The organism is Flavobacterium sp. KACC 22761, from assembly GCF_034058155.1.
Taxonomy (GTDB): Bacteria; Bacteroidota; Bacteroidia; order Flavobacteriales; family Flavobacteriaceae; genus Flavobacterium.
Genome location: NZ_CP139148.1, coordinates 1,770,875 through 1,787,027, shown reverse-complemented (window position 1 = coordinate 1,787,027; position 16,153 = coordinate 1,770,875). Strand labels below are relative to the sequence as shown.

Annotated in this window: 6 protein-coding genes; 2 read left to right on the top strand and 4 right to left on the bottom strand. The window is 33.3% G+C overall.

Annotated elements, in window-relative coordinates:
• Positions 1-100: 100 nt before the first annotated feature.
• Together mfd and SCB73_RS07815 are read right to left on the bottom strand one after the other, a co-directional pair.
• On the bottom strand, positions 101-3,466 hold the full coding sequence (gene mfd, locus SCB73_RS07820) for a transcription-repair coupling factor (RefSeq protein ID WP_320569501.1): 3,366 nt from the start codon (positions 3,464-3,466) through the stop codon (positions 101-103).
• Complete coding sequence (locus SCB73_RS07815) at positions 3,459-4,085, bottom strand: hypothetical protein (protein WP_320569500.1); 627 nt, start codon at positions 4,083-4,085, stop codon at positions 3,459-3,461. The genes mfd and SCB73_RS07815 overlap by 8 nt, the downstream gene beginning before the upstream one ends.
• Positions 4,086-4,643: 558 nt before the next feature.
• Between SCB73_RS07815 and SCB73_RS07810 the strand changes: the two genes are divergently transcribed.
• A complete protein-coding gene (locus SCB73_RS07810) occupies positions 4,644-5,582 on the top strand; it encodes an L-threonine 3-dehydrogenase (RefSeq protein WP_320569499.1) in 939 nt (312 codons plus the stop codon).
• 408 nt (positions 5,583-5,990) lie between these two features.
• Here the strand turns inward: SCB73_RS07810 and SCB73_RS07805 are convergent, their stop codons facing one another.
• Positions 5,991-7,871, bottom strand: coding sequence for a M1 family metallopeptidase (locus SCB73_RS07805; RefSeq protein ID WP_320569498.1), 1,881 nt, complete (start codon positions 7,869-7,871; stop codon positions 5,991-5,993).
• Between the two features lie 62 nt (positions 7,872-7,933).
• Entirely contained in the window at positions 7,934-9,568 is a 1,635-nt protein-coding gene (locus SCB73_RS07800) for a S8 family peptidase (RefSeq protein ID WP_320569497.1), read from the bottom strand.
• A 272-nt stretch (positions 9,569-9,840) separates the two neighbouring features.
• Here SCB73_RS07800 and SCB73_RS07795 point away from each other — a divergent pair, with 272 nt between their 5' ends.
• Complete coding sequence (locus SCB73_RS07795; RefSeq protein ID WP_320569496.1) at positions 9,841-16,017, top strand: leucine-rich repeat domain-containing protein; 6,177 nt, start codon at positions 9,841-9,843, stop codon at positions 16,015-16,017.
• The last annotated feature ends 136 nt before the right edge of the window (positions 16,018-16,153 follow it).

The following is a 16,153-nucleotide window of genomic DNA, read 5'->3' as shown; positions in this document are numbered from 1 at the left end:
GAAATCCTTTTGTGCCGGGGTTCGGTACAAAAGATTGTAAGGGATAGCGGGACAGGTGTTTCTTTGAAGCTATAAATTTCTGCTTCTAAAAAACAAAAAATTACTCCTCGAACAACTCCATCAACTCCAAAGCCCGTTTTATAGACTTCACATTTTCAAAAGTCAATAACAAACGTAATCCATTAACGGTTTGTTTTTCTTTCATTTTACAAAGATTGCTATGTTTTTGAACAAAGTTTAAAACGTTTCTGAATTTCACCGATTGGTAATAATCGGACTGCTGATCGGATACGAAGTAGCCAATCATTTTGCCTTGTTTCAAGACTAATTTCTCAATTCCAACTTTCGTGGCAATCCATTTTATTCTGATGCTGTTTAATAAAGCAACAGCAGGTTTTGGCAATGGCCCGAAACGGTCTATTAGTTTTTTCTCAAATTCCTGTAAACCCGCTTCGTCTTTTATCGCTCCTAATTCGTTATATAAAACTAGACGTTCAGAAACGTTGTTAATGTATTCATCTGGGAATAAAAGTTCAAAATCGGCATCGATTTGAATGTCTTTTACATATTCTTTGGTATCGATATCATTTTCCTCTGGATATAAATCTTTGAATTCATTTTCCTTCAATTCTTCAATCGCCTCATTCATGATTTTCTGGTACGTATCAAAACCAATTTCATTGATGAAACCGCTTTGTTCTCCTCCTAATAAATCTCCTGCTCCACGAATCTCCAAATCTTTCATCGCAATATTGAAACCGCTTCCCAATTCGCTGAATTGTTCCAGTGCTTGAATACGTTTTCTAGCATCTTCGGTCATTGATGAATACGGCGGACAGATGAAATAACAGAATGCTTTTTTGTTGCTTCGCCCTACTCGACCACGCATTTGATGCAAATCTGACAATCCGAAATTATTGGCATTATTGATGAAAATCGTGTTCGCATTTGGAACGTCTAAACCACTTTCGATAATGGTTGTTGCTACCAAAACATCAAAATCTCCATTCATGAAACCTAACATCAATTCTTCTAGTTTGGCACCGTCCATTTGTCCGTGGCCAATTCCGACTCTTGCATTTGGAACCAAACGCTGAATCATTCCTGCTACTTCTTTTATATTTTCAATTCTATTATTGATGAAGAAAACTTGTCCGTTTCTCTGAATTTCATACGAAATCGCATCACGAATAATTTCTTCATTAAAACCAACAACATTCGTTTCAATCGGATATCGGTTTGGCGGAGGCGTTGTAATTACCGATAAATCTCGAGCTGCCATCAAAGAAAACTGAAGCGTTCTCGGAATTGGCGTTGCAGTCAAAGTCAGCGTATCAACATTGGCCGCAATGGTTTTCAGTTTATCTTTTACGTTTACACCAAACTTTTGTTCCTCATCAACAATCAGTAATCCTAAGTCTTTAAAAACTACATTTTTATTGACCAATTGATGCGTTCCAATTACGATATCTAGTTTTCCTTCGGCTAAATCTTTTAAAGTCTGCGTTTTTTGTTTTGCCGTTCTAAATCGGTTTAAGTAACCAATTGTAACCGGCATATCTTTTAATCGTTCCGAAAAAGTTCTATAATGCTGGTACGCTAAAATAGTAGTCGGAACTAAAACCGCAACTTGCTTACTATTATCTACCGCTTTAAAAGCAGCACGAATCGCAACCTCCGTTTTTCCAAAACCAACATCACCACAAACCAAACGATCCATTGGGCGATCACTTTCCATATCGGCTTTCACTTCTGCCGTTGATTTCATTTGATCTGGCGTATCTTCGTAAATAAACGAACTTTCCAATTCGTTTTGCAAGTAACTATCAGGTGCAAATTGAAAACCTTTTTCCAAACGTCGTTTTGCATACAACTGAATTAAGTTAAAGGCAATATGTTTGACGCGCGCTTTGGTTTTTTGTTTTAAAACTTTCCAGGCGTTCGAACCTAATTTATAGATTTTGGGAGGCGTTCCGTCTTTTCCGTTGTATTTGGAAATTTTATGAAGCGAGTGAATGCTCACATAAACAATATCATTATCGGCATAAACCAATTTTATAGCTTCCTGCGTTTTGCCTTCCACCTGAATTTTCTGTAAACCGCCAAATTTCCCAATTCCGTGATCGATATGTGTTACATAATCGCCAACGGAAAGTGCGGTTAATTCTTTAAGGGTTATGTTTTGCTTTTTCGAATATCCGTTTTTGATGTTGAATTTATGATAACGCTCAAAAATCTGATGATCGGTATAAGCCGTTATTTGGTTTTCTTCATCAATAAAACCTTGGTATAAAGGCAATACAATGGTATGATAGTGTTTCCTGATATTTTCTGAATTGGCTTCATCCAAAGATTCAAAAATATCATGAAAACGTTTGGCCTGAGTGTCATTTGAACAAAACAGATAATTCACGTATCCATTAAAATGATTATCGCTCAGATTATTCAGCAACAAATCAAATTGTTTGTTGAAAGATGGCTGAGGCTGAATATGAAATTCGAATTTCTTAGTGGTTTTATAAACAGGTCTTGAAGCCAATTCTACAACTGAAAAATCCAAAGATCTTTTTATAAATGACGCCTGATTTAAAAACAATTGTTCTGGCGTAGCGTGTTTTATTTCTTTCGACAATTTCTCAAAAGCTTCTTCAGCCCTCGCAAATTGTTTATCTAATTGACTAAAAAGTCCTTCAGTATTTTGAATGAAAAGAACTGTTTTTTCAGCAATATAATCTAAGAAACTCTCACGGTTTTCCTGAAAAAGTTTGTTTTCGACATTCGGGATAATCGTGATTTTTTTATGCGTTTCAACAGATAATTGCGTTTCAACATCAAAAGTTCGGATGCTGTCTACTTCATTTCCAAAAAACTCAATTCGATACGGATGATCATTTGAGAAAGAGAACACATCGACAATTCCTCCACGAACTGAAAACTCTCCAGGCTCGGTAATAAAATCTACTCTCTTGAATTCGTATTCAAACAAAACTTCGTTGATAAAATCAATCGAAATTTTATCATTTAAAGCTACTTTTAAGGTGTTTTTATCGAGTTCTCTTCTTGTTACTACTTTTTCAAAAAGCGCTTCTGGATACGTAACAATTATCGCTGGTTTTTTACGCGAATTGATTCGGTTTAAAACCTCAGCACGAAGCAGAACATTGGCATTATCGGTTTCATCAATTTGGTACGGACGACGAAATGAAGCTGGATAAAACAAAACATCTTGCTCACCAATCATTTGTTCTAAATCATTCAAATAATACGCCGCTTCTTCTTTGTTGTCTAAAACTATCAGAAAAGGCAGCTCAGTTTTTCTGAAAACAGAACGTATTAAAAATGAAACCGCCGATCCCAACAAGCCACTAAAGTTCATTTTTATCTGATTCCCTTCTAGCAAGCTTGTCGCAATCTGCTGCGCTTTTGGCAGATTATCGTATGTGGTATATAAGGCGTTCTTACTCAACTTTTGGTGTATTTTGATCCGTTTTTTGCAATGGAACTTGTGGCATTCCTGAACTCGGAATCGCTCGTGTTGTATCTAACATTCTCAAGAAATCTTCTTCCCCTTGTTCTTTTGGAATTTTCGCTTTTTCGACAATTTTATCCATTTGTCTTTCCAATGAAATAATTTCCTTATTGATTTCACCAATCAAAAATGTCACTTTATCATCTGGAATTGTGCTCAAATTGATAAACAAATCCATCATTTTGACTTTGGTAATCAAAATAGAAATTCTGCTTTTTATGGCTGGTTGATTTAATTCTGCCGGAATATTATTGTTCAATGCCATTGCTTTTTTTGCAATCGCTTTTGACTTTTTTTGAAATGCACCAATTGTTCTTCTAGGCTTGTCTCCAAGTTCCTTTAAAAATTCGCGCCATTCTGTCCATGTACCCGCATTTTTTTCTGCAGCTTCATTAATTGGCTCGTCGATAAAGGTCCAGGCTTTATTAATATTATTGAAGATTTTCTCATTCTTTTTGGCTACTTTTTGTTGTTCTGCAAGGCGTTTTGCATTTTCATCTTGACAAGATTGCAACAGAAAAGTCAAAAGTAAAAAGAGAGCTATTTTATATTTCATTTGGCAAAACATTAAGTCGCAAAGTTACGAAGTAAATTTACAATTACGAATTCTGATTTTTGCCAAAGATTCTCTAAATCATTGTTGTTGTTTTGCCACAGATTTGAAAAAAGTTGTTGGACTTTGATAAGAATTTCTAAGTTGACAATCCTTAGAGGAAATCGAAACAATAATTCAAAAAAAAATTGCTTTAAAATCTTAGCGTCTCTGCGACTTCGCGAGATTAAAACATAAAGCTTCTTGTTTCAGCAACAAGAAATTTGCACGCAAAGGCGCAGAGACGCTAAGATTTTGCGCTTATTTTTAAAGTTAAAAAAGTTAGATAGAATTGACTGAATTAAAATGATTTTCTTTTTATAATTTAACCAAGAGAAATAAATTTTTCTGTCGATTTTTCAAAGGCACAAGGGCACACTCTTGTAGGCACAAAGACACACCCCTGAAAAAGAGAATTATCCAACAAACAAACTTTTTCATTATTGAATCTATAATTTATGATTCTAAAAAACGTACGTAATTGCGAAAACGTTATATTTGTCTTTCTAAAACTCACACAAAATGAATCCGAAAATATTGATCATTGGCGCTTGTGGTCAAATTGGGACCGAACTGACCCAAAAACTACGCAAGCTGTACGGAACAGAAAACGTAATTGCTTCTGATATCCGAAAATTAAATACTGATGTTGTTAACTCAGGACCTTTTGAAGTGGTCAATGCTTTAGATTTTAACCAAATTGAACATCTTGTCGAAGTGCACCAAATTACAGATGTATATTTAATGGCCGCGCTTTTGTCTGCAACTGCTGAAAAAAACCCTGCTTTTGCTTGGGATTTGAATATGAATTCGCTTTTTCACGTTTTGAATTTGGCTAAAGCCAAAAAAATAAAAAAGATTTTCTGGCCTTCAAGTATCGCCGTTTTTGGACCAACTACTCCAAAAGAAAACACACCTCAATATACCGTAATGGAACCTTCAACCGTTTACGGAATCAGTAAACAAGCGGGCGAAAGATGGTGTGAATATTACCATAACATTTATGGTGTTGATGTTCGCAGTATTCGTTATCCGGGCTTGATCAGCTGGTCAACTCCTCCAGGCGGTGGAACGACAGATTATGCTGTTGATATTTTCTACAAAGCTATTGCCGATAAAAAATACGAATGCTTTTTATCTTCGGAAACCAAAATGCCGATGATGTATATGGATGATGCAATTGACGCAACCATCAACATCATGAAAGCTCCGGCTGAAGAAATTAAAATTCATTCATCATACAATTTGGCGGCCATGAGTTTTACTCCGACAGAAATTGCTGCAGAAATCAAAAAACATATTCCGGAGTTTGAAATTACTTATAATCCAGATTTCCGTCAAAAAATTGCGGATAGCTGGCCAGCAAGTATTGACGACAGTTCTGCCAGAGAAGACTGGGGATGGAATCATAAATTTGATTTGGAAACCATGACAAAAGATATGATTGAGCATTTGAGTTAAATTTTTTCAGAACGATTTACTTATTATTATAAAATCAAAAATCTCAATTGCCTCCAGCTTTAGCTGGAGGTTTTTTTATTGAACAAATGAAAGGCTTTAGCCAAACTCGTATGTTTGGATAAAGCCTTTTTTATTTTCATCTTAATTTCACCACCTAAAGCTGGAGGCAATTGATTTTTTACTAATAAGATAAAACGCATTATTGCAATCTTTAAAAGAAGCCTAATGTTTGTATCTAGCCCCGATGGAGGCGTTATCCTTGCTGGCCCGAGGTCGGGCAACAGCGAGATATAGCCGAGAGCGGGAAATCCTGTTTATTAAAATGCCTCGTGTGATGCTCCTGATAATTAAAAACAAAAATCCCGTTTAGAAATTCTAAACGGGATTTTTTATATTCTAATTTGAAGATTATTTTACTTCAAAAACATTATTTGTTTGCTTAATATCAGCCATTAATCCGCTTGGATCGATAGTGATTTTTTTGATTGCCGTTTTGTTTTTGTCAATTGTAAAACTGTAGTTTGATTGCGCCCAAGCCCAATCCTCTAAAACAGTTCTTTTTTGGTTTGGATTTGGATTCGGTTTAATGAAATTCATCATTCTCAATGGAATGTAGAATGTTTCAGAAGTTCCATCTGTATAATCCACTTTTAAATCAATTGGCATTGGCATTCTTCCAATTCTTTCCAAAGTAACTGTTGTTTTTCCAGCATTATCAGCAACGTCTTTGATTCCGTAATCAATTGTGTTTGCTGTTTGTGCCCAATCCACTAAATACCAATCTAATTCTGCACCAGAAACTCTTTCTGCCGATCTTTTGATATCATTTGGAGTTGGATGTTTGAATTTAAAATCGTTGTAATATCTTTTTAAAGTTTTGTCAACGTTTTCTTTTCCAATTACATATTCCAATTGCGAAAGGAAAATACTTCCTTTTACATAAGATGAAATACTGTACGGACGATTTTCATCATAACGGTCACCATGCGTAGTTTGTGGCTGTTCTTTGCCAGAATTTACTAAACTGTAATAAGCTTTATAATTTCCTTCAAAAGGATTTACTTCTTTTTTATCTCCTTTTAATTCGTTCAAAGCACTGTCTTCGATGTAAGTTGTAAAACCTTCATCCATCCAAGGGTGTTTTGATTCGTTTGAAGCCAAAATATGTTGGAACCACGAGTGACCTAATTCGTGCGTTGCCGTTCCTAAAATTCCTTCAAGTGTTCCGCTTCCAAGCATCAAAGTACACATTGCGTATTCCATTCCGCCGTCGCCACCTTGAATAAATGAATATTGTTTATAAGGATATTGCCCAACTCTGTGGTTGTAGTAGTCCATAACTTTAACCATTAAAGGCTCAAGTTGTTTCCAGTTTGCAGTTGTTTTTTCGTCGTTTTTGTAAAAGAAATGCAAATCAACATCGTTTGGTCCTTTTACGATATCATGTGTGTACGCTTTATCAGCTGCCCAAGTAAAATCGTGAACATTTGGCGCAATAAAATGCCAAGTCAACGTCTTTGCTTTTTTAGGATACGTTACTGTTACGCCAGCATCTTCATAACCATGTCCGATTGAATTTTTGTCTTGTAAATACCCTGAACCTCCGATTGTATACTCTTTATCAATTGTAATTTTTACGTCAAAATCTCCCCAAACGCCGTGAAATTCTCTCGCAACGTATGGATCGGCGTGCCATCCTTCAAAATCGAATTCGGCTAATTTTGGATACCATTGTGACATCGAAAGCTCAACTCCTTCTTTATTATTTCGTCCAGAACGACGAATTTGAACTGGAACTTGTCCGTCAAAATCTAAGGTGAAAGTAGTTTTTGAACCTGGCAAAATTGGTTTCGCCAAAGTCACTTCTAAAATTGTAGATGAAAGTCTGGTTTGAGCAGCAACTCCATCTTGTTTAAAATTGCTGATTTTCAAGAACCCGATTTCATTTGGTTTTAAAGTTTCAATTCGGCTTTGTTTGATTTCTTTTCCTTCAGCATCTTTAACTTTATTCACCATTCTTGCATCTGGATCTTTTATAGAATGCAAACGTGCATCCATTTCGCTTCCTGGCTGAAAAGCATTTGGATATAAATGATAGAAAACTTTTCTTAAAGTATCAGGAGAATTGTTTGTATAAACTAATTCTTGTTTTCCTTTGTATTGATAGGTTTTTACATCCATCGATACTTCCATTTTATAATCGACGTGTTGCTGCCAATATGGAGCGCTTTGGGCAAAGGCAGAGTTTAGACCCAAACTCAGAAAGGATAATAATACAATTTTTCGCATGGTTATTTTAATAAAAATGGAAGAGCCGCCGCCCTTCCATCGGATTAATATATTCTGTTTGATTATTTTTTAGACATTTTTTCGGCCATAAGCAATGCATTGTAAGCATTTACCATTTTAGCTGTTCGAGATGATTCTGTTGATGAAACTGCTGCTGGCTTTTCACCTGTTTCTTCATTTTCACCCAAAACTACTTTTGCAGGAAGCGCCACTCCAGAATCCATTAAAATTTGTTTCACCTGAACTGCTTTCAATTTTGGATAATACGAACGAATCAATGCCGCTACACCAGCAACATTTGGCGATGCCATTGAAGTTCCTTGCAGATATTTGTATTTATTGTTTGGAACTGTTGCATAAATTTCTTCTCCTGGAGCAAAAACGTCAACATTTATTTTTCCGAAATTTGAAAATCCTGCCACTACATTTTCGCCATATTGTTTGTTGATTGCGCCAACCGTGATTACGTTGTTTGTAAACTCGTTTACATTGTCTTTAGAATCATTTGGGTAATTGATGTTTTTTGTTTCATCAATATTATATCCGTCATTACCTGCTGCGTGTACGATCAAAACATCTTTTTTGGCTGCATATTTCAACGCGTCATAAACCCAGTCTTTATGTGGTGAAAAGCTTTTTCCAAAACTTCCGTTGATTACTTTTGCTCCGTTGTCAACTGCATAGCGAATAGCAAGCGCGATATCTTTATCATATTCGTCTCCGTCTGGAACTGCTCTTACAGTCAAGATTTCAACATTGTTTGTGATTCCGTCTCCTCCTAAATTATTGCCACGGACTTGTCCAATAATTCCAGCAACGTGAGTTCCGTGTAATGCTTTTTCTTTATCTGGACCAAAAACAATATTGTTTCCATAATGATTGTTTTTGATGTCATCCGGATTGTCGCCTACAATTTTTCTTCCGTCGTACTCTTTATTTAAATTGTAGTTCAGCTCATCGTAAACTTGTTCTCTATACTCTTCAAAATCAGCTTCTGGATCAAAAGTGGGACCAGCATTTGTGAAAATTTGAGTCATTGCGTCTTTACAATATAGAACTTTGGGGTCAGCTGATTTAATTGTACTTAAATCTTCAAGTTTATAGGTTGTTTTTCCTAACTCTTTTTTTATAGTATTGTGAATATTTAATAACGCATCTACTTGTTGTTTATTTTTTAAAGCTTCATCGTACTTATCATTGTATTCTGCCAAAGCAACTTTGTATTGAGCAGAACCGTCATCGCCTTTTTTCACGATACGCGTCAATTCAAGATTTTCGTGCACTGCATTTCCTAGGAAATTCCAACCGTGAACGTCATCAATAAATCCGTTTTTGTCATCATCGATTCCGTTGCCTGGAATTTCTTTTGGATTTGTCCAAATCATTCCTTGCAAATCTTCGTGCTCGATATCAATGCCAGAATCTACAATCCCAACGATTACTTTCTGGCCTGTTTTTCCTTGTAATAATTCGGCGTAAGCCCTATCAACACTCATTCCTGGGATAGAATCTTTTACCAAGTCCAGGTGACTCCATCTTTTTAATTCATTGTCAGTGACTGGAGCTTTTTTCACAACAGCCAAAGGTGCTTTAATAAATTCTTTAGAAGCAGCAGATTGTGCCTGTAAAGTAGTGCCACATCCTGCTAAAACCAATAAAGCAAAAGCAGATAATTTTAATGGTTTTATATGACTCATGTAAGTAAATATATCGTTAAAGTTAAAAGATGGGCCTAAATTAGGACTTTTTGTTACAAAAAACTAACCATTAACACTGTCTTATGATTATTTAAATTTACTTTAAGGAAATAGAAACCTAACAAAAAACACTTTATATCAAATACTTAAAACTAATCTGATAAAAATTTAAAAGCAGTTAAATTGAAAATAGAATAGGCAATTACGGGTTTCCGTAAGGAATTTTCTCAAGGATTAATTATCATTGCGCGACTTATCCCTAAATCAATTCTATGAAAACAAAACTACTTTTGTTGCTTTTATTGGCTAACTTTTCTATTTATGCACAGTATACTGCAATTCCTGATGTTAATTTTGAAAAAAAATTAATCGCTTTAGGAATTGATTCTGGTGCTGTCGATGGACTGGTTCTTACCTCTAAAATTTCTAAATTGACAGTTTTAGAGGTTCAAAATAGTTCAATTACCGATTTAACTGGTATTCAAGACTTTGTTAGTCTGGAAAAACTTATCTGCAGTGATAATTACATTACCTCACTTGATGTTACAAAATTGACGGCTTTGACCAGTTTAACTCTTTACAGCAATAAATTAACAACAATTGATCTCTCAAAGAATACCAAATTAGATTGGTTGGATATTCAAAGCAATCAATTGACCAGTTTAAATGTTGCCAACAATACTGCATTAAAGACTTTTTATTGTACTTCTAATAAAATTACCAGTCTTGATATTTCTAAAAACATATTGTTAACAGATTTTTCTTGTACGATAAACCAAATAACAAGCTTAGATGTAACTAACAATACTGCATTAAAAAATTTAAACTGTTCTAGTAATGGTCCATTAACCGCTTTAGATCTTTCTAAAAACATCAATTTGATTAGTCTGGACTGCTCTGCTACAGGCATCAAAAGCATTGATATTTCGAACTGTCCAAAATTAACTTCTTTCAAATGTAGCGATGCCAGTTCTTTGATTTCTTTAAATGTAAAAAATGGAAATAATATCAATTTTACAACTTTTGATATTAAAAGAAGTTATGCTATAAAATGTGTTCAAGTAGACGACCCAACCTATTCTGATCGTTATTGGTTAAGCTTAAAAGAAGCTACAGCATCTTTCAGTACTAATTGTTACGGTTATACTGCTATTCCCGATTCAAATTTTGAAAACAAATTGATTTCTCTTGGAATTGATAAAGACGGAAAAAATGGAAAAGTCCTGACATTCGATATCTCAAAAGTTTCATCGCTTAATGTTTCATCAAGCTCTATCGCCGACTTAACCGGAATTCAAGATTTTGCTGCTTTGAAAGTTTTAAATGCTTCCTATAATAAATTGACCAATATAAATGTTTCCCAAAACCCGCAGCTAGAGGTGTTGCAGGTATATAACAATCAACTAGCTGTTTTAAATGTTTCGGCGAATAGCAAATTAAAGGAATTGGATTGCCAAAGTAATTTATTGACCGCTTTAAATGTCTCGCAAAATTCAGCATTAGAACAATTATATTGTTTCAGCAATCAAATTTCTTCGTTAGATGTTTCTAGTAATTTACAGTTACGCGGGTTAGAATGTGGTCAAAACAAATTGACTTCTTTAGATCTTTCTAAAAACACGCTTTTATATTATCTTGAGTGTTACTCAAATTCTTTAACAACTCTTGATATTAGTAAAAATAGCGCATTAATGACTTTAAACTGTGAGCAAAATCAGTTAGTAAGTCTGAATGTTTCTAAAAATACTTTACTTGATGCAGTATATTGCGCAAAAAATAAAATCACCAATCTAGATTTTTCCAAAAACACCGTTTTGACTGATTTAACTTGTAACGATAATAATCTTTATACGCTTAATCTAAAAAATGGAAATAATACAAATTTAAAAAAGGCTTCAACCAAGCTTAACAACAATCCTAATTTAGCATGTATCCTAGTAGACAACACGGCTTACTCAACAACAAACTGGTCTAGTATAAAAGATGCTTCGGCTACTTATAATGAAACTTCATGTCCTTCTACTCTTTATACTGTAATTCCTGATCTCAATTTTGAAAAAACTTTAATTGCTAAAGGAATTGACACTGGAACTCCTGACGGTCAAGTCTTGACTTCAGCTATTAGTTCAGTAACCGATTTAAGTCTTTATGATTATCCGATATCAGACTTAACAGGGATCGAAAAATTTACATCCTTAACCGGATTATATGTATCCAACAGTCAATTAACGAGCATAAATTTATCTCAAAATACAAAACTGAAAAATTTAAATGTTGGAAATAATAAACTGACGAGTTTAGATGTTAGTGCTAATACTTTATTAGAATCTCTTGATTGCTCACGAAACCTAATCACAAGTTTAAATCTTTCAGCTAATAGTAAATTGACGAATTTAAATGTCTTTACTAATCAGATAGCAAATTTAGATTTATCTCAAAATACGCAATTACAAGATTTAAATATCAGTACTAATAAAATTTCTAATTTAGATATTAGTGCTAACGTTTTATTACAAACACTTGATTGTCGATTAAATACACTCACCGTTTTAAATGTTTCAAAAAACACTAATCTGACTAACTTAAGTGTGGCGAGGAATCAATTAGGAAGTTTAGATGTATCTCAAAATACACAACTAAAGAATTTAACTGTTAGCAGTAATAAATTAACAAGCTTAACTATTGATAATAATATTGCTTTAACAGGTCTTACATGTGACAATAATAAGTTGACAAGTTTAGATGTATCAAAAAACACACTTTTAACTTCTATAATTTGTCATTACAATCAAATTGCCGTTCTTGATGTTTCAAAAAATATTGCATTAGAGCAATTAATGTGTCATGGCAATAAATTAGCTGCTTTAGATGTATCATTAAATCCTCAATTGAATTTACTGGATTGTTTAGATAACAAATTAGTTTCTCTTGATATTTCAAAAAACCCTAAAATAACCGAATTGGCTTGCCAAAATAATCAGCTTCAAAGCTTAAATTTAAAAAACGGCCATAATGATATTTTAGACCTAACTTTTTCAGATTTTAGAAATAACCCGAATTTGTTGTGTATTGAAGTCGATAATGATGCTTATTCTAACACAAAATGGATGAGTATAAAAGACGCTACAGCTACTTATAATACAAACTGCGCTTCAATGTTTACGCAAATACCTGATGTAAATTTTGAGAAAAAATTAATTGCTTTAGGGATTGACAAAGATGGCCTAAACGGAAGAGTCTTTAATGCTGACATTAACAACATCATTTCTCTTAACATTGCTAATAGTAATATTACAGATATATCAGGAATTGCAGGCTTTACAGCTTTAAAATACTTTTCTTGCAACACAAATAAAATAACTTCTGTTGATCTAAGTAAAAATCTAGTGCTTGAATTTTTAGAAATTAATGAAAACAACCTAACAAGCATAGATGTATCCAAAAACACAAATCTGCGCGTTCTTAACGTTTCACAAAATCAAATAACGTCACTTGATTTATCTCAAAACAAAAATCTTTCTGGAATAAGTTGTAATTATAACAAACTAACTGAAATAGATTTTACTAACAACAATCTTACTCAAATAGATTGTCGCGGAAATATGCTAACAAGCATAAATGTAACAAACCAACCAAATTTATCAATTTTATCATGCGGTTTAAACAAAATAACATCTCTTGATGTAACTCAAAATAAAAAACTTGAAGAGTTAAATTGCGACATTTTGGGATTAAATAGTATAAATGTTTCCGAGAACAAACAATTAACTGTTTTAAATGCGTTCGGAAACAACTTCACTTCCTTAGATGTAACTCAAAATACTCTTTTAACGGGTTTATATTTTGCTGAAAACAAAATATCCTCAATTGATCTTTCGCAAAACCCTTTATTGGTTACGCTGAACGGTAAAAACAATTTGCTGACTAATCTTGATCTTTCGAAAAACACAGCATTAATCACTCTGGATGTATCTAACAATAAATTGGTTGAATTAAACTTAAGAAATGGAAAAAACACCATCTTAGACTCTTCTTTAGACCTAAAAAACAATCCAGATTTAACCTGTATAAAGGTAGATGATGTAGCTTATGCAAATACAAATTGGTCATCAAAAAAAGATGCCACAGCTTCATTTTCATTGTACTGTTTACCTACATATACTTTAATTCCTGATGTTAATTTTGAGGAAAAATTAATTTCTCTAGGTTTAGATTCAGGCACAACAGATGGAAAAGTTTTAACTTCAAATATTTCTACTGTAAAAGAACTAAATCTTTACTATAGCAATATTTCTGATCTTACAGGAATAGAAAATTTCAAAGCATTAGATTCATTAAATGTAATGTCAAATAAGTTGACGCGCTTAGATGTTTCCCAAAATTTGACTTTAAAATATCTTCTTGCCAATTATAATAATTTAACAGAGATTGATCTTTCTAAAAATGTCGCTCTTGAAAACTTAGTTATATCTAATAATAGTTTAAAAGCCATCGATGTTTCAAAGAATCTTAATTTGCAATATTTTACTTGTTCAACAAATCAAATAACAGATATTGATGTTTCAAATAACAAACAATTGCGATTATTATGGTGTGAAAGAAACCAGTTAACAAGCTTGGATGTTTCTAAAAACACGAATTTAGCAACTATTCTCTGCTCCGAAAATCCGTTGCTGACCAATGTAAACTTAAAAAATGGAAACAATGGCGTGATGCAATTGGAACCGTACGTAATTAACTTTTCGAAAAATCCTTTGCTTAAATGTATTGTTGTTGACAATGCCATTTATTCTAATGAAAAATGGTCTACTTTTAAAGATGCTACAGCATCATATTCAACTGTAGATTGCACTGCCGTAACTGCAATACCGGATCCAGCTTTTGAAGACAAATTAATTGCTTTAGGAATCGACAAAGATGGTAAAAACGGAACTGTTTTAAATAGCAGTATTTCAAATGTAACTTCTTTAAATGTCTTGGCTAGCAACATCAAAGACTTAACAGGAATTAAAGGTTTCACTAGCTTACAAACTCTTAATTGCAGCGGAAATCAATTAGCGACGCTGGATGTTTCACAAAACAAAAGTTTGGCTTCTCTTGATTGCAGCAGCAATAAATTAGTTTCTCTTAACCTGAAAAATGGGAACAATAAAAACTTTAACAGCAATTCTAACTTTACTAAAAATTTAGATTTAAACTGTATTCAGGTTGATGATGAAATTTACTCCAACCAAAACTGGAAAAACTTTAAAGACAGCTCTGCAAATTACAACTTAGATTGTACCTCTTACACAACACTTAAAGACACTAATTTTGAACAAAAATTAATTGATTTAGGAATTGATAAAGATGGTCTTAACGGAAAAATTGCTACCTCCGATATTAGCTCGATCACTTCTTTAGATTTATCAAACTCTAATATTACCGATTTATCTGGTCTGGAAAACTTTACAGCTTTGACTTATTTAGATTGTGATAACAACAATTTGACCTCAATTGATGTCAGCAAAAATCCGTTACTGACTAAACTTTCGCTAAATAATAATAAGTTGACAAGTTTAGATGTGACAGCAAATACCGCATTATTTAACCTTGCATTCAGCAACAATAAAATCTCATCTATTGATTTGTCTCAGAATAAAAAAGTTCATTACGTAATTGCCGATCAAAATTTACTGACAAGTATTGATTTTTCTGCAAATCCTGAAATAGAGATAATTTACTGCGGTCAAAATAATTTGACAACAATAAACGTATCAAACTTGCCAAATCTAAAAGATTTGAATTGTATTTATACTAATATTTCAGCGCTTGATGTTACATCAAATCCAAAATTGGAAAATCTATATTTCAATAATGCAAAATTGACGACATTAGATTTGAGCAAAAATCCATTGTTAAAAAGATTAAATGTGAGTAATAATCAATTAACAACTTTAGACATTTCTAATAATCCTCAATTAGAACTTATTTTTGTTGAGTTTAATCCTTTAGTATCGCTTAACGTTAAAAATGGTAATAATAAAAACTTCATTTTACCAACTCAAACCGGCAAGAAAACAGCAGCTGCGCTCTATACAAGCTTCTTAAACAATTTAAGTCTTACTTGTATCAAAGTGGATGATGTTGCTTATTCTAACACAAATTGGTCTAAGATAAAAGAAACTAAAACAACTTATTCAGAAACTTGTACACTTGGTCTTGAAGATTCTGTTTTTGGAAAAGCAGTGGTTTATCCGAACCCAACAAAAGGAGAAGTTAACATTCAAAATGTGTCGGTAGAAAAAGTTACTGTTTATGATACAACTGGGAAATTGGTAAAATCATTCCAATTAAATTCAAATGAATCTAATACTAAAATTGATTTATCTGGATTGCCAAGGGGTGTTTATTATTTATACTTGATTAACCAAGATGCGGCTTCGGCAAAGAAAATTGTTGTAGAATAATACAGCAACAAAAAATAATAAAAGCTCCATTTTCAATGAATCGAAAATGGAGCTTTTTTTAGTATCAAATACATCCTTTTTAATTAAAAGAGTCGCTACTTACGGTTTTCCGTAAGGAATTTTGCTTTAAAGCGAC